At 39.8% G+C, this 15669-nt stretch carries 13 protein-coding genes; 10 read left to right on the top strand and 3 right to left on the bottom strand.

The genetic code is table 11. The features are described from left to right. Positions 1 to 9: 9 nt before the first annotated feature. Entirely contained in the window at positions 10 to 2754 is a 2745-nt protein-coding gene (locus IGI87_RS12705; RefSeq protein ID WP_113794671.1) for a glycoside hydrolase family 65 protein, read from the bottom strand. 261 nt (positions 2755 to 3015) lie between these two features. Here IGI87_RS12705 and treR point away from each other — a divergent pair, with 261 nt between their 5' ends. Then, positions 3016 to 3729, top strand: a complete 714-nt coding sequence (treR, locus tag IGI87_RS12700) for a trehalose operon repressor (RefSeq protein ID WP_002415630.1) — start codon at positions 3016 to 3018, stop codon at positions 3727 to 3729. A gap of 399 nt (positions 3730 to 4128) precedes the next feature. After that, positions 4129 to 4848, top strand: a complete 720-nt coding sequence (locus IGI87_RS12695; protein WP_113794670.1) for a WxL domain-containing protein — start codon at positions 4129 to 4131, stop codon at positions 4846 to 4848. A 40-nt stretch (positions 4849 to 4888) separates the two neighbouring features. Here the strand turns inward: IGI87_RS12695 and mscL are convergent, their stop codons facing one another. After that, entirely contained in the window at positions 4889 to 5338 is a 450-nt protein-coding gene (gene mscL, locus IGI87_RS12690) for a large conductance mechanosensitive channel protein MscL (RefSeq protein ID WP_002354883.1), read from the bottom strand. A gap of 208 nt (positions 5339 to 5546) precedes the next feature. On the opposite strand from mscL, the gene yfmF reads away from it, so the two are divergent. The 5 genes from yfmF to IGI87_RS12665 all read left to right on the top strand — a co-directional run bounded on the left by yfmF (position 5547) and on the right by IGI87_RS12665 (position 10997). After that, positions 5547 to 6815, top strand: a complete 1269-nt coding sequence (gene yfmF / locus IGI87_RS12685) for an EF-P 5-aminopentanol modification-associated protein YfmF (protein WP_113794669.1) — start codon at positions 5547 to 5549, stop codon at positions 6813 to 6815. After that, complete coding sequence (yfmH, locus tag IGI87_RS12680) at positions 6808 to 8112, top strand: EF-P 5-aminopentanol modification-associated protein YfmH (RefSeq protein ID WP_438737270.1); 1305 nt, start codon at positions 6808 to 6810, stop codon at positions 8110 to 8112. The genes yfmF and yfmH overlap by 8 nt, the downstream gene beginning before the upstream one ends. Positions 8113 to 8279: 167 nt before the next feature. Beyond that, entirely contained in the window at positions 8280 to 9146 is an 867-nt protein-coding gene (locus tag IGI87_RS12675) for a RodZ domain-containing protein (RefSeq protein ID WP_104854416.1), read from the top strand. A gap of 124 nt (positions 9147 to 9270) precedes the next feature. Beyond that, positions 9271 to 9849, top strand: a complete 579-nt coding sequence (pgsA, locus tag IGI87_RS12670) for a CDP-diacylglycerol--glycerol-3-phosphate 3-phosphatidyltransferase (RefSeq protein ID WP_104854417.1) — start codon at positions 9271 to 9273, stop codon at positions 9847 to 9849. Positions 9850 to 10199: 350 nt separating this feature from the next. Further along, complete coding sequence (locus IGI87_RS12665; protein WP_438737268.1) at positions 10200 to 10997, top strand: hypothetical protein; 798 nt, start codon at positions 10200 to 10202, stop codon at positions 10995 to 10997. Between the two features lie 334 nt (positions 10998 to 11331). On the opposite strand, the gene IGI87_RS12660 is transcribed toward IGI87_RS12665, so the two are convergent. Then, positions 11332 to 12219 carry a MurR/RpiR family transcriptional regulator gene (locus tag IGI87_RS12660; RefSeq protein WP_002383224.1) on the bottom strand — a complete coding sequence of 296 codons (888 nt, stop codon included), beginning with the start codon at positions 12217 to 12219 and terminating at the stop codon, positions 11332 to 11334. Positions 12220 to 12593: 374 nt separating this feature from the next. On the opposite strand from IGI87_RS12660, the gene gnd reads away from it, so the two are divergent. From gnd to IGI87_RS12645, 3 genes are read left to right on the top strand one after another with little or no spacing between them, the layout of a single operon-like run. Continuing rightward, on the top strand, positions 12594 to 13529 hold the full coding sequence (gnd, locus tag IGI87_RS12655; protein ID WP_438737266.1) for a phosphogluconate dehydrogenase (NAD(+)-dependent, decarboxylating): 936 nt from the start codon (positions 12594 to 12596) through the stop codon (positions 13527 to 13529). 12 nt (positions 13530 to 13541) lie between these two features. Then, positions 13542 to 14543, top strand: a complete 1002-nt coding sequence (locus tag IGI87_RS12650; RefSeq protein WP_438737264.1) for a D-isomer specific 2-hydroxyacid dehydrogenase family protein — start codon at positions 13542 to 13544, stop codon at positions 14541 to 14543. Positions 14544 to 14557: 14 nt separating this feature from the next. Further along, the gene (locus IGI87_RS12645; RefSeq protein ID WP_438737262.1) at positions 14558 to 15661 is read left to right on the top strand and encodes an iron-containing alcohol dehydrogenase family protein; all 1104 of its coding nucleotides are present in this window, start codon (positions 14558 to 14560) and stop codon (positions 15659 to 15661) included. Positions 15662 to 15669 lie beyond the last annotated feature (8 nt).

The following is a 15669-nucleotide window of genomic DNA, read 5'->3' as shown; positions in this document are numbered from 1 at the left end:
TTCGCTCCTTTATTGATAATGTACTTCTTTTGGTCGTTCGGCGGTTAACGGAATCAACGCGCCCTGAACCAATAATTGTGTCTCTTTATCTGCTGTAATCGTGACACTGGTTTGTGTTAATAAAAATTGATACGTCACGCCTTGATGAATAAACTGGAACGCCAGCGATTGCCAATGTTCAGGTAAGTTTGGACAAATTGATAACTCGTTTTGGCGCGTGTCAACGCCTGCATATGTCGCTAAAGTAACGTGAATCGTCGCAGCCATAACCCCTGTATGAATCCCTTCAGCGGTCGTGCCACCTTGAATGTCACGATAATCGGAATACAACGCTTCTTGATAAAGTTGCCAAGATAGCTCATGGAATTGCGCCATTTCTGCCAATTGGGCATGAACAATTCGTGACAAAGTCGAACCATGAGACGTCCGTTTTAGATAATACAAAAGATTTTTTTCCAGATAATCCGCAGGCAATTGATACCCCAAATCTTCTAAAATTTGATCCACCCGAGTTTTGTCTAAGTTGTAGAACAACATTAACGTGTCGGCTTGTTTCGCCACTTTGTAATCATCAGGGGATTCTCCTTCAGCTTTTAAAATCCGATCCATGCGGTAAATATTGCCGTATTTCTCTTTCATCGCTGGCCAGTCAATCTCTTTTAAACCGAAATACCCTTCATATTGCGCAATAATGCCGTCAGAATTAACTTCAATTTCCAGTGAATTTTGAATTTGTTGCATGCGGGCTAGATCAGCGGAAGTGGTCTGAGTTTTGGCAAAAAGTTGTGCCTGTTCTTCCTCAGAGAAAAGTGCCAAGATGTTGGTTAATTCTTCGAATAGCCAAACCACCATCAAATTCGTATAGGCGTTGTTTTTCAAGCCGCTTTCCGCTTGGTCTGGATAGCCCTCGTGAAACTCATCAGGTCCCATCACTTTATCAATAAAGAACCGTCCTGTTGCTTCATCTAACGTAGCGGCGCTGTTCCAAAATTGAGCAATCTCTAACAACATTTCGCCGCCATATTTTTTCATAAATTCATGATCCTGTGTACTATGCCAATACAACCAAGCATTGTAAGCAATCGCTAGGGACACATGGCGTTGCAAAATACTATGATCCTCGCCCCAATGTCCATTCAACGGATTTAAGTGAAGTTTTTGCGTGGTTTCACGCCCGTCACGTCCTGATTGCCACGGATACATTGCGCCACGATACTGGCTGGCCGCCGCATTTTCCTTCGCCTTCTCTAATCGATGGTAGCGATACAACAACAACTGTTTCGCCGTGTCGGGATAATGTTGAATATAAAAAGGTAAAATAAAAATTTCATCCCAGAAAATATGTCCACGATACGCTTCACCATGCAAGCCTCGGGCGGTAATCGAGACGTCCAATGCTTGCGCTTGGTTACTAAAAGGCGAAGCTGAAGCCAGCAAGTGATAACTGTGAATCCGTAAAAGTTTTTGAGACATCAAATCGCCTGTCACGGTAATGTTGGCTTGTTGCCAAAGGGTTTGCCAAGCGCGGGCGCTTTCCTGAGCGGCGGCCGCAAAAGAGCCCTTTGGCGTAAACGGTACCTGCCAACTTTGTTCGGCATGGCTGGCTTGCACATAGACTTGTTTTTCTAGCGTATAGCGCGTTCCTTGATGCGCCATCACTGTCACCACTTGGGCGATTTTTTCTGTTTCTTCTTGAATCGTAATGGCTTCTTTTTCAAAAAAATCACCGGTTATTAAAGCCGTTTCTCGGACGGTCAAGTTGGATTGCTTGGTACAAACCTCAATCACGGTTTTGTTTTCCTGAGCGCTTAATTCTGTCACTTGAAAATGTTTCGCCGTTAAGTTGCGATATCGCGCCACGTTATAGTTGTAGACACTGCCATCAGTGACGGTTTTCAAAGTAATCGGGGCTGAAAAGTTTAACGGCTCAAATGTATATTGCAGATGATAGTCATTCGGTTGCGCCATATTGGCAATTTTTTTCGTCGTTAATTTAATTTGCTGATTGTCCGCATCTTTCAAAATCATTTCTGCGACAAACAATCCCGTTTTCAAGTTCAATTGACGATGTAATTGCTGTAGCGTGTCTGGAGAAATCGTTAACCAGTCAGTGGCATCGCCAATTTTTAAAGCGATGTGTTGGTTGTCAGGAGCATTGACGAAATCTTCATTTTCCACTACTTGACCCGCAACTTCCGAAGCCGCTGTATTATAAAGCCCCGCAATGTAGGTCGCTGGATAATGATCATCAGAAATCGTCATCTCAGGGGTCGTGCCGCGCAAGCCTAAAAAGCCATTGCCGACAGTTAACAGGGACTCCACCGCATATTCATTTTTCCCAGGTACGTAGCCATAATAATCTAAATGCCAAGCCAGATACTGCCGTTTTTCTTCAAATGCTGCCAGCAGATTCGGTGCCGCCGCTTGTTCGGCCGCCGTTATAAGTGGCGTGTTCAGCTGTTCCGCAAACGCTTGAATCACCGCTTGTGGAACTAACGCCAACGTTTCCTCTGGCGAAAAGAAATCCGCTGGGAAATCAGCCACAATCCCCCCCAGAATCGGCGCAGCCTCTGCCAAAATCAATTGACACAATTCAGGAACTGTTTCTTCGATGGTTAAAGCTTCAAAAGGGAACGTTTTTTGGTGAAGCGGTTCCAATTTATGGTTAAAAAAAGTCGTCGTTAGTTGGTTCGTTGCAAATGATAATTCTAAAATGGTCATGTTTGGCGCCTCCTTGTGAACTTGTATAGACATGTTGTGTTTGACTACAGTATAGTATGAACGAATCAGAATTACAAGGATTTTCCCTAGATTCTTAAGAAAAGTTTTCCAGAAGGGCGCTGTAACAGACTGCGCTAGTTTCGAAAAAAAGGCTATAAATCCGCGGTTTGACTGTAGGAGTCAGTAGTGTAAGAAGAGCAGAAAGTGCGGGGGATTTTTCTGACCAGCTCTAGGTTTTTCGGAGGGAATATGCTATGCTTTTAGAAAAGAAATTGTTGGTAGAGGAGGATCGGCATGAACAAGTTTCATGACATATTTTTAGAATTAGAACAACAAATTGTCCAAGGTGAGTATCAGCCGGGCGATTTATTACCTAGTGAAAATCAATTAGTTGAAACCTACAATGTTTCCCGTGAAACAATTCGAAAAGCTTTAAATTTACTGATTAACGCTGGCTACATTCAGAAAAAACAAGGCAAAGGCTCGATTGTCTTAAACTTTAAAAAATTTAATTTTCCTATTTCAGGAGTGACCAGTTACAAGGAGTTACAACAAACGCAACATATTGAAAGTCATACTCATGTGGTTTCCTTAGAAGAAATTCCTGTGGAGCGCAACTTGGCTCAGTTGACTGGTTGGAGGGAAGGGGCCCCTGTTTGGCGCTTAGTTCGGCAACGGGAGATTGAAGGGGAAGTTGATATTTTAGATATTGATTACTTGATTAAAGAGATTGTCCCTGAACTGCCGAAGCATCGTGCCGAAGATTCGATTTTTGATTATTTGGAAAACGACCTTGGCTTGGCGATTAGTTACGCCCAGAAAGAAATTACCGTGGAACCGCTCACAGAGATGGACAAGCAGCTGATTGGTGAAGTCGAAGGCAATCATGTCGTCGTGGTCCGCAGTATCATGAACTTGGAAGATACCCGCTGTTTTGGTTATACGGAATCCCGTCACCGCTTAAACAAATTTAAGTTTGTGGAATTTGCGCGTCGCCGTAAATTGTAAGTCTTAGTGACGAACAAATACAAAAACGGCTGTCATTAAATGGAAATTGACGGTTTTTTCGCAAGAACCGCCGGTAAATGTATAAGATTTTAGGAGAAAACGTCAAAAAGTAGAGGTCCAACTCTTACTTTTTGACGTTTTCTCCTTGTTTTTTAAACGAATTTGACGAAAAAATCATTAAATAACATTTGTAAATATCAAAAAATGCTGAAATTAAAGCTTGAAATCAGTAGAAATGCTTGGTTTTAAAGGAATCATCGATTTTTACAGATGGCTGTTAAATATTTAAAATTACGACGAGGGCAGATTCTTGTATAATAAGGCTATAGCTTCAGAAGTGCCGCAGAAATGATCAGCGCTCTCTGGAAATTCATAATAGTTAAAGGAGACGTACATAGAATGAAAAAGAAAATCTTAGCAAGTTTATTGGTTGGTAGTGCGGTCGTTGGCGCTAGTTTATCACCTCTTTCGGCACAGGCAACTACGACAGGGAAAACACCGGTGACGGTGGGGATTGAAGGGGGATCTTTAGAAAATCAGGAAGATAATGGCAATGGGACAAGTAATCCTGATCCAAATGAATCAAATACCGATTTTGATTTACTAAATATTCCTACAGATATGACCTTTAGTACTAAAAAAATTACAGATGATACATCAGCCATTCCAATTAGGGCATGGGAGTATACCTCACCTACTGGACCAGCTCATACTTATAGTCGTTTTTTTAGTATTGGTGACGTGCGAGGAACGAAAGAAGGATGGCATGTTACTGCTCAAATTCCCAGTATGACCAGTAAAACTGATACATTACAAGGTGCTATTAACTTTACTCAAACAGGAGGGTATGCTGTATATAACTCTGAAACGAAAGTCTATCAACAGTCTAGACCCGGTTTTTCTTCAGATCCATCTGCACCAATTTTTTCAGGTACCAGTATAACTATTGGTACAGATGCATCACTAATGGTAAATGCGGGCGCGGGTAAAGGGCAAGGGCTTTGGACAGGAGAATTGAGTAAAATTAGTTTGAACATTACCACACCTACACCTCAACTAGCAGCAGGCGCCTACACCGGCAACATCACCTGGAACCTCGTCGCAGGACCATCTATCTAAGACAAAACAAAAAAGTCATCCCGTCAGGATGACTTTTTGCTTATTTCTCTGTGAAAGTGCTGTCTGTTTTGACAGTTTCAGCAGGCGGTGTTTGCGCTGCTAATAAATCGCGAATTTCTTTTAAGTAATCTTCGCTCGTTGGTACCACTTCTTCTTCTGCCGCTTCTTCTTTTTTGCCACGGTTTTTCATTTTGTTGGCCGCTTTGACAATCAAGAAGAGGACGAAGGCCGTAATTAAAAATGTAATAAGTGCACTAATCACGCTACCAATATTGAATTCAACGCCTTCGACTTTATAGACAAGGGCACCCAACGCATCGTCAGCGCTCTTTTTCCCAGTCGTCAAGACAAAAATCAGACTAATTAACGGGGTAATCAAGCCTTCCACCACTTGTGTCACAATTGCCGTAAACGCACTACCAATGACAACACCGACGGCTAGGTCTAAGACACTTCCGCGCATGATAAACTCTTTAAATTCTTTAATCATTCCTGTTTCCCTCCTCACTTTAAAAACAGTATACCGAATCTTCTTGAAAATTTGAACTGAAAAACTCTTATCATTCAGAAAGCACCTGAAGCTGTGTTATAATGGAGCTATTGGAAAAAACATTAAAAAATGCTTTAGAATTTACGCGATACATATATTTCACAGCATTCTTTAGGTAAGATGAAGCAAATGAAGGAGCGATGCGGCAATGTCTGTTCAATTAGTTAAAGGCGTGAATTTACACGTCATTCCTACAGAAAAATATAAAACGGTGCGTCTTTTAGTCCGCTTTAATACACGATTAAATCATGAAACTATTACAAAAAGAACGCTGTTGTCCAGTTTGATGGAAACCAACAGCTTAAATTACCCGAATCAAGTCAAGTTAAGTGAGCGTTTGGCGGAACTTTACGGCGCCAGCTTTGGGATTGGCGTTTCCAAAAAAGGCAATCAACATTGGTTTAATATTTCTATGAACATTGTCAATGATCATTATTTACAGGATAGTCAGGTCCTGGCCGAAGCGGTGGACTTTTTGAAGGAAATTATTTTTGCCCCCAATATTCAAGCGGGCCAATTTGAAGCGGAAACCTTCCAACGGGAGAAAGAGAACTTGAAAGCGTACTTGGAAAGTATTGTGGAGGATAAGCAAACCTATGCCTCATTGGCGCTTCAAAGTGTTTATTTTAATCAATCGGAGGATCAAAAAATCCCTAGTTTCGGGACCGTTGCGGCGTTAGCTGAGGAAACAGCGGCATCATTAGCGGCGTATTATCAAAAAATGCTTGCGGAAGATCAAGTGGATATTTTTGTCTTAGGCGATGTCAATGAGGCGGAGTTAGTGCCATTATTCAAGCAATTATCGTTTACGCCTCGTGAAGAAGGCAAAGCTGCGATTTTCTACAATCAACCAATTCGCAATGTGATTGAAGAACGGACCGAGCGTGAGGTGTTAGCCCAATCGAAATTAAACTTGGCTTACAATACGGATATTTATTATGGCGATAGCTATTATTTTGCGTTGCAAGTGTTTAATGGGATTTTTGGCGGTTTCCCGCATTCTAAATTATTTATGAATGTCCGTGAAAAAGAACATTTAGCGTATTATGCTTCTAGTAGTATCGATACCTTCCGTGGCTTGATGACGGTCCAAACAGGAATCGATGGCAAAAATCGGAATCAGGTCTTGCGTTTGATTTCGACAGAATTGGAAAATATTCGCTTAGGTAAGATTAGCGAATTAGAAATTGAACAAACGAAAGCAATGCTAAAAAATCAGTATATCTTAGCGTTAGATAATGCCGGCGCGTGGCTGGAAAAAGAATACTTGAACGAATTAATGCCGCAGACGATGCTGACGGCGGAGGAATGGATTGCGCGGATCAATGCCGTAACTATTCCAGAAATCCAAGAAGTAGCCAAACGCTTGGAACTTCAAGCGATCTTCTTTTTGGAAGGAGAAACGGAAAATGATTAAAAAAGACTATGCACAAATTAAAGAAACATTGTATACAGAAACACTGGCGAATGGTTTAAAAGTTTACCTATTACCGAAAAATGATTTCCAAAAAACGTATGGCTTGTTTACGACCGATTATGGTTCAATTGACAACACGTTCGTGCCAATTGGTCAAGAGGAAATGATTGAAGTACCTGACGGAATCGCCCACTTTTTAGAACATAAAATGTTTGAAAAAGAAGATGGCGATGTCTTCCAAAAATTTGGGCAACAAGGGGCTTCAGCGAATGCCTTTACCAGTTTTACGAAGACGAGTTATTTGTTTTCAACGACGGATCAAGTGACGCAAAATCTAGAAACATTGCTTGATTTTGTGCAATCGCCGTATTTCACGAAGGAAACGGTCGAAAAAGAAAAAGGCATCATCGGACAAGAAATTCAAATGTATTTAGATGATCCTAACTGGCGCTTGTTCTTTGGTATTTTAGGCAACCTTTATCCGAAACATCCATTGCATATTGATATTGCCGGTACAGTGACAAGTATCGCGGAAATTACCGCAGAAGATTTGTATACATGCTACAATACGTTTTATCATCCAAGTAATATGACCTTATTCGTGGTAGGGAAAATGGATCCTGAAGCGTTAATGGCTTTCATTCGTGAAAACCAAGCGGCGAAAGAGTTTCCTGCCGCCCAACCCATTCGTCGGCATTTTCCAGAAGAAACAGCTGCTGACATTGTCAAAGAGAGCGCCATTGAAATGGCGGTCACACGGGCAAAAGTGCTTGTTGGCTTGAAAGGCTTAGACGAAGTACCAACAACGGGTCGTGACTTAATGAAATATCAAGTCACCGTGAATTTGTTGTTACAATTATTGTTTGGTAATACCTCTCAAAACTATTTGGCTCTTTATGATGAAGGCTTGTTAGATGATAGTTTTAGTTATGACTTTAATCTAGATCGCAGTTTCCATTTTGCGGATATTGGCGGCGATAGTGAGCAACCAGAAGTTTTAGCAGAACGAATTGAAGCTATTTTATTATCTGCCACAACAAGTCCAGAATTAACGGAAGAAAATTTGACCTTATTGAAGAAAAAAATGATTGGTAAATACTTCCAATCCTTAAACTCTTTAGAATATATCGCCAACCAATTTTCACAATCATTGTTTGGGGAAACCACGCTGTTTGATAAGATTGAAGTCATTGAAAGCATTCAATTAGCAGATGTCCGCCAAGTAGCAGAGACCTTTATTCGTGAAGAAGGACTGAGCCGTTTCTACATGTATCCTAAAGGAGAAACCGAGCAATAAACCAACTGTTTAAGAAAAAGAAAAATCTTTGAAATCTTTCAATTTTGTTATCCTCAGTTGGCTTCTTTTGTGGTATTCTTAAAGGACGGGAATGTTTTCCTTGGCAATTGAAAAAGACTGATGAGACAATCGATAAATTAACAAAATAGACTGGAGAAGATGGACGAGTGGCCAGCGTAAATATTGGAGAAACACTAAAAGAAGCAAGATTGCAGAAGAACATCTCAATTGATGAACTGCAACAAATGACAAAAATTCAAAAAAGATATTTAGAAATTATTGAACAAAACGATTTTGAGTCCTTACCAGGCACCTTTTATGTGCGGTCGTTTATCCGCCAATATGCAAGTGCGGTTGGCTTAGATGGCAATCAATTGGTAGATATCTATGATGGCAAAGAACCAGCAATTGTCGAAGAGCCCAAGCCAGTGTATGAAGAGCTTGAAGGGTCACGTAAGCAATTACATGACGAAGAAAAGCAAGCCAGTTGGTTACTGCGTAATTTACCGGCCATCGCCTTTTCGTTAATTGGTTTAGCTATTGCGGTCGTGGTGCTGTATATTATGTGGCAAGATCAAAAAGCCGAACCGATTATTCAAACACCGGCAACTAGTGCCAGTGTGGAAAAACCCAAAGAATCAAGTCAAGCCCCAGAAAGTAGCACACAAAGTAGTACACCGCCGTCTTCTTCAAGCGAACCAGAGAAGAAAACAGCTGTGGCTGTGGTGAGTGATGCCAACAATCAAGTAACTGCAACGGTTAAAGATGCGAATAGTCCAATCAATATTACCTTTAAAGGAACTGAAGGCTCTTGCTGGATTGGCGTGATGGTCGATGGTAACTATACTTACCAACACACTCTGCAAGCAGGAGAGACCCAAACAACAGCTTTACCTGCGAATGCCGCCAATGCGACACTGATTTTAGGCGCCTCAAATAACGTCGCCATTCAAGTCGATGGCGCCGATTTAACACTGGAAAAAACGCCAGTTTTAATTCGTAAGGATGTTACATTAGGGATTACGTATCGTTAGAAATGGTGTAAGAAGAATCTGGATAAACTGTCAAACGGCAATTATTCCAGATTCTTTTCTTTTTTTCGTGACACTGCCAGCAAGATAACGTAAAATAGAACAGGAGAAGGAAGGGGCAATTGAAGTGAACTTACCAAATAAATTAACTGTTTTAAGAATATTTATGATTCCGATTTTTATTATTATTGTATCAGTACCAATGGACTGGGGAACGATTAGTTTTGGCGACACAACGTTAGCCGTTACCCAATTAGTGGGCGCGATTATTTTTGCAGTTGCTAGTTTTACAGACTGGCTGGATGGCAAAATTGCCCGTGCGCAAGGCTTGGTGACGAACTTCGGAAAATTTGCGGACCCATTAGCGGACAAAATGCTAGTGATGACCGCTTTTATCGTCTTAGTTGGTCAAGGCAAAGTACCCGCTTGGATTGTAGCAATTATTGTTTGTCGTGAATTGGCAGTAACTGGTTTACGGTTGTTATTAGTCGAACATGGCGAAGTGATGGCAGCAGCTTGGCCAGGAAAAGTAAAAACAGCTACCCAAATGGTTGCAATTATTTTGCTGTTCATTAACAACATTCCATTTTCAGCACTCCATCTACCACTAGATCAAATCATGCTATATGTCTGCTTGATTTTCACCATTTACTCTGGTGTTGATTATTTTGCTAAGAATAAAGATGTTTTTAAAGGTTCGATGTAATGAGAGAATCAAAACGCTTGGCTTATGCCAAGCGTTTTTTAGTATTTTCTTTGAACCAATTGATGAGTTGCAAAATAAAGCAGAGCGGAAAAATTTTTATTTAGCGAAATCTAAAGATAAAGAAAAAAGTAACTAGTAGCGTACAAAAAACTTAGTTAAGAGACCTACAGAAGAGGCAATAATTTTTATGTTTTTAAAGAAGTGTTGCAATAGCTTATGCTTATGTAATAACTCTAATTCTTTTTTATATAAAATTTTGTGTAACAGTATTTTTAATAGTAAAATTAACATGTAAGATAATTGTAAAAAGGAATCAAGTAAATAAATATGGTAAAGGAGAAGTTGTATTCATGGAAATGACATTTATTTATATCGATGCCCCAGATATTGATCTAAAAAATTTTAGTCTGGATGATTTTTATACAGTAACAAAGGAGCTGGATGATGATGATTCAATAACAGATATAGCTAGAGATATAGCTAAGAGGTGTACTGAACATAAAATGAGTAATTTTAAAGGAAAGATAATCAACCAATTTGTTTATCTTTCTCTTAATCCAATAAAAGGACAAAATCTTTATGATAGTATGCTTAACTATTATTTTAACGAAAAAAATGAAGTGATATTTCTTGATATTTTTGATAACGTCAAACATAATTGGAAGCTAAAAGAATTAAAGAATTTGAAGGAAAAAGGACATATAAGAAACGATATTTCTGTCATATATATATATGTACCAAAAGGTATGGGGGCAGCGGCAGGGTCAGGCTCTTTTCTTGAAGTAATAATAAACAATCTTAGTAACATAATGTTTCAAGTTTTTTTAGCATTAGCGGTTGATTATGTAAAAGATAACTTGAAGAATTTACAGTATAAATTAAAATATAAAGATATTCAAAAAATAGCTGAATATTGGGTAAATAAACAAGGAATACGATCTTCAAGGCAACTAAGGGAGTTTATTATAAATAAAGGGAACTGGGAACTTAACGAATTAGCAATCAATTTGAATATTTCTCAGGAGTATGCGATGATTCTTTTGGAGTCTTTAGGATATGAATTAAAGGGTGATCAATTTGTACCTAGTTATTCTGAAGAAGCGATTCGAAGAAGGAAGATTTGGGAAGAAAGAGAAAAATTACAATAGTTAATTTAATACCTAGAGACTAATGAAAACGGAGCTTTGTGGAGTTGATACTGTTTAACACTCTCAAAGGCTTGAATACATTGATTAATTATACATGTCATCTATTGTTCCATAAATAGGGAACTGTTGTTTATCTTAAAATTTAAGGCTATGAAAGTAGTCATGTAAGTTCTTTTTTCTAACTTATTTTTACCCACAAGATAAAAAGCGACCAAAAAATTGGTCGCTTTTTAAATACCTCCATGGGAGTTCACTTGCTTCATAAAATGTAGATTCACGGTGTCAAGCCAATTTGCGAGGCCCCATATTACAAAAAGAAGCACCATTCAGATCTTTACGACAAATAATGTGGATCGGTCTTAGTCGTGCTAATGTTATCACGGATTTTTTTCAAGGAATCGGCATTTTGATCAAAATTGTGATACATCGTATTTGTATATAAAATATCCATTACCGTTAAGTAACTAATCCGTGAAGCCAAGGATTCCGCACGAAACAAACCTTCTTCGGTGACGACAATAATTGCTTCATCGGACAAGCCTGCCAATTCTGAGCCGCTGTTGCCGGTTAACGTAATCATTTTTGCGTTGGTTTTTTTAACTTGTCGTGCTAGGTTGATTGATTCTTTGGTTTTGCCTGAATGGGAAAAAATAAACACGCAATCTTCACTGGTTAATTTTGTGACAAAACTTAACTGCATGTGGTAATCAAAAATGTAGTTGCACCGATAGTTGGTCCGAATGAATTTATGGAAACTATCAAAAGCCACAATCGAAGAGCCACCTTGCCCAAAAAAATGAAGCGTTTTGGCAGAGTACATCAAAGCCAACACGTTATCTAACAACTCTTTTGTTAAGAACTGTGTGGCGTTGCTGAGGGAATAAATATTGGCTTGTAAGACTTTTTTAGCAATCGTAATACTATCATCATCTGGTGAAATATCATCGGCGCCATTCACGCTATTGACGTTTTGAAAAGTCGGCTGATAATTAGAATTTCTGGCGATATCAATTTTAAATTCTTGGAACCCAGAATAGCCAATCTTTTTTACAAATTGATACACGGAAGATTGGGAGACGCCAATTTCGTTGGCCAGACTTTCTAACGTCATTTGTGTCAATAATGATTCAGAATGAACAAAGTAATCGGAAATTTTCTTTTCTGTGAGGCTCAAATTCGGTTTTTTGATCCGAATCCGTTGATCCAAATAGTGGTTTTTCATTAACACGTTCCTCCAATCTTATTTTTTAAAAATAGAATGAATGCCTTTTCATTGTTGGTATAGACTGATTATAGTGGAAAAAGAAGACAAATACAATTTCTCTTTTTCTCCACAAAAAAGAAATTCTTTAAAAAAAGCCAAAAAAAATAAATAATCTTTTTTCTGAAAAATGAGGGAGTCTTGAAAATCCTTCGATCAATTAAAGAAAGTAGCCAGTAAAAAGAACGTGAAACCAAGAGATTTACTTGTGTTTTTTGTATGAAAGCTCCTTAAAAATAAAAACGTTTTACCTTTTGAGTAGGCAAGTTTTTTGCTAAAAAATAAAAAATATTTTTTAATTAGTGTAATCGTTTACATTATTTTTTTTATCCTTTATGATTGAAGTATCAAAAGAGGCAGGTGAAAGAAAAATGGACATTGGCTTTATTGGACTTGGGAAAATGGGTTTGAACATGGCATTAAATGTTCACGAACAAGGCTGGCCCATTATTGGCTTTGATGTAACAAAGGAAGCAAGAGCGACTGCTAGAGAACAGGGTCTTTCCGTTGTAGATTCATTGCCGAAATTATTGAAAGCGCTTAACAACAGGAAGGTGATTTTTTTAAGTACCCCCGCTGGTCAGATTACCAATCAATTAGTGGCAGAATTGGTAGAGCAATTAGCACCAGAGGATATCATTGTGGATAGTGGCAATTCAAATTTTCATGATAGTGTCTCGAATGCTCAGCTTGCCAAGGAAAAAGGGATTTATTTTATTGATTGTGGTACTTCTGGTGGCATCAAAGGAGCGCGGGAAGGAGCCTGTTTAATGGTTGGCGGTGCGCCTGAAGCTGTCAAAGTGTTAACCCCGTTTTTTGAAGATTTAGCTTGTGAACAAGGGTATCTTTATGCTGGAAAATCAGGAGCTGGTCACTATTTGAAAATGGTGCATAACGGGATCGAGTACGTCATGATGCAAGCCATGGGCGAAGGATTCAATTTATTAGAAGCCGCCGAATATGATTTTGCGTTGGAGAAAGTAGCCGATGTGTGGAATCACGGCTCGATTATTGAAGCTCGCTTGATGGGCTTAGCGAAAGAGGTTTTTGCGGAAAATCCTACGTTGGCCAATCTAGAAGGGAAAGTTGCAGCAAATGGCGAAGCCAAATGGATGATTGAAGAAGCTTTGCGTTTGGAAATGCCCGTCCCTACTACGGCGTTGTCCTTATTTACTCGAAATGAAAGTATGCTAGCGAATCATTTTTCAAACAAAGTGGTCGCTTCTTTGCGACAAGGATTTGGTGGGCATGAAGTCGTAAAAAGTCAGTAAAGGAGTTTAGTCATGTTAAAAAAACAAAAAATTGCCATAGTGAATTCCAGTAGTTTTGGTCAAATTTTTCCCGAACACTTGACGCGCTTAGAAAAAATAGGCACCGTGAAGCATTTTACAGTCGACAGTGAAATTGGTGGCAAAGAGTTAGCGGAATGTTTACAAGGATATACGATTATTATTGCTAGCGTGACGCCATTTTTCACGAAAGAGTTTTTTGAACATAAAGATGAATTGCTGCTGATTTCTCGCCATGGCATTGGGTATAACAACATCGATTTAGACGCTGCGAAACAGCACGAGACAATTGTTTCCATTATCCCGGCTTTAGTAGAACGAGATGCCGTGGCGGAAAACAATGTCACAAATTTACTAGCTGTTTTACGGCAAACCGTGGCTGCAGATGCCAGCGTTAAAGCGGATCAATGGGAAAAACGAGCGAATTTTGTCGGTCGGACGTTATTTAACAAAACTGTGGGTGTCATTGGTGTTGGGAACACAGGAAGTTGTGTCGTTGAGACGTTACGAAACGGATTTCGCTGTGACGTGTTAGCGTATGATCCCTATAAATCTGACACTTATCTGCAAAGTTATGGAGCCAAAAAAGTAGACTTAGATACGTTGCTAGCTTCAGCTGACATCATTTGTTTATGTGCCAATTTAACTGAAGAAAGTTATCACATGATTGGCTCGGCGGAAATTGCCAAGATGAAAGACGGCGTCTATCTTTCCAATAGCGCACGAGGCGCCTTGATTGATGAAGAAGCCATGATTGCCGGCTTAGAATCGGGCAAAATTGCTGGGCTTGGGACAGATGTTTTAGAAGAGGAACCAGGTCGGAAAAATCATCCTTATCTTGCGTTTGAAAATGTAGTAATGACGCCGCACACCTCCGCTTATACCATGGAATGCTTACAAGCGATGGGAGAAAAATGCGTGCAAGATGTGGAAGACGTGGTGCAAGGTATTTTACCTCAACGGGCAGTGCAAGAAGTCAGTCGTTATGTTAGTTAAGAAGGAGGAGGAGTATGTTAACTGATTTAAAAGTGAAAGTTGGACCGCAATTTTATCGTTACCACGAAGGCGCCTTAGCTTCGGTGCCGTCACTTTTCAAGGAATATCACGCCCAACGAATTTTGGTGGTGCATGGCACCGTATCCTTTGAAAAAGCTCAGCCATTTTTGCCCTTCTTGGCAGATTCAGAGTATCAATTTTTCTATCACACTTACACAGGAGAATGTAGTTATTTTGGCGCCGAACAAATTTCACAGCAAATAAAGGAACACCAGATTGACTTTCTTGTGGGAGTCGGCGGCGGTAAGTTAGCCGATTTAGTGGGCTACAGCGCCCATTTAAACAATCTGAATTTTGGTTTGGTCCCCACTTTGGCTAGTAACTGTGCGCCGTGGACACCGTTAGCTGTGATGTATCAAGAAAATGGCGCGGCCGAAGGCAAAACGGAACATTTCTTTCGCCAAGCTGCGTTTTTAATCACCGATCCTAAGTTGCTGCTTGATGCGCCCCGTGATTATTTTGTCGCTGGTTTAGCTGATACGTTAGCGAAATGGTATGAATCAGAGACCATTTTACGCCAAGCCCATTTGCAAGGAGAACCCTTTTTACAATTAGCGGGAGCGACCGCCAAGCTTTCGCAAGAAGCGATTATGCGGGACTCGAAAGCAGCCTTAGCAGCGATGGACGAGGGCAAACTCACGCCTGAATTTGTCCATCTTTCAGAAATTGTTTTCGCCGTTTCCGGATTAGTCGGCGGCTTTGGCGACAAATACGCCCGCAATGCAGCAGCACACGCCATGCATGATGCTATGAGTAAATTTTTACCCAAAAGTCATGACTATTTACATGGCGAAAAAGTAGCTTACGGCATCTTCTATCAATTAGCATTGGAAAAAAGGTGGGCCATCATAGACGCATTAATCCCCTTTTATCAAGAGCTAAACTTGCCCATGTCGTTACGACAAATGGGCCTTTACCCAGAAGAAGCAGTACTCGATGCAATGGTTCAATTTATTGATTCAAAAGAAAAGGTTCATTTAATTCCTATTGAGATTTCGGAAGAACGTTTACGTCAAGGGATTGAAGAGCTAGAAAAGTATATCCAAAACCAAGGATAAGAAGGAGG

The organism is Enterococcus sp. DIV1444a (assembly GCF_051712125.1).
Classification (GTDB): domain Bacteria; phylum Bacillota; class Bacilli; order Lactobacillales; family Enterococcaceae; genus Enterococcus; species Enterococcus faecalis.
Note: the sequence above shows the minus strand (reverse complement) of the source record. Positions and strands in the feature narration are given on the sequence as shown.

Coding starts and splice junctions, on each gene's coding strand:
- IGI87_RS12705 (WP_113794671.1), bottom strand. CDS start 2,754: ATGTCTATACAAGTTCACAAGGAGGCGCCAAACATGACCATTTTAGAA.
- treR (WP_002415630.1), top strand. CDS start 3,016: ATGAACAAGTTTCATGACATATTTTTAGAATTAGAACAACAAATTGTC.
- IGI87_RS12695 (WP_113794670.1), top strand. CDS start 4,129: ATGAAAAAGAAAATCTTAGCAAGTTTATTGGTTGGTAGTGCGGTCGTT.
- mscL (WP_002354883.1), bottom strand. CDS start 5,338: ATGATTAAAGAATTTAAAGAGTTTATCATGCGCGGAAGTGTCTTAGAC.
- yfmF (WP_113794669.1), top strand. CDS start 5,547: ATGTCTGTTCAATTAGTTAAAGGCGTGAATTTACACGTCATTCCTACA.
- yfmH (WP_438737270.1), top strand. CDS start 6,808: ATGATTAAAAAAGACTATGCACAAATTAAAGAAACATTGTATACAGAA.
- IGI87_RS12665 (WP_438737268.1), top strand. CDS start 10,200: ATGGAAATGACATTTATTTATATCGATGCCCCAGATATTGATCTAAAA.
- IGI87_RS12660 (WP_002383224.1), bottom strand. CDS start 12,219: ATGAAAAACCACTATTTGGATCAACGGATTCGGATCAAAAAACCGAAT.
- gnd (WP_438737266.1), top strand. CDS start 12,594: ATGATTGAAGTATCAAAAGAGGCAGGTGAAAGAAAAATGGACATTGGC.
- IGI87_RS12650 (WP_438737264.1), top strand. CDS start 13,542: ATGTTAAAAAAACAAAAAATTGCCATAGTGAATTCCAGTAGTTTTGGT.
- IGI87_RS12645 (WP_438737262.1), top strand. CDS start 14,558: ATGTTAACTGATTTAAAAGTGAAAGTTGGACCGCAATTTTATCGTTAC.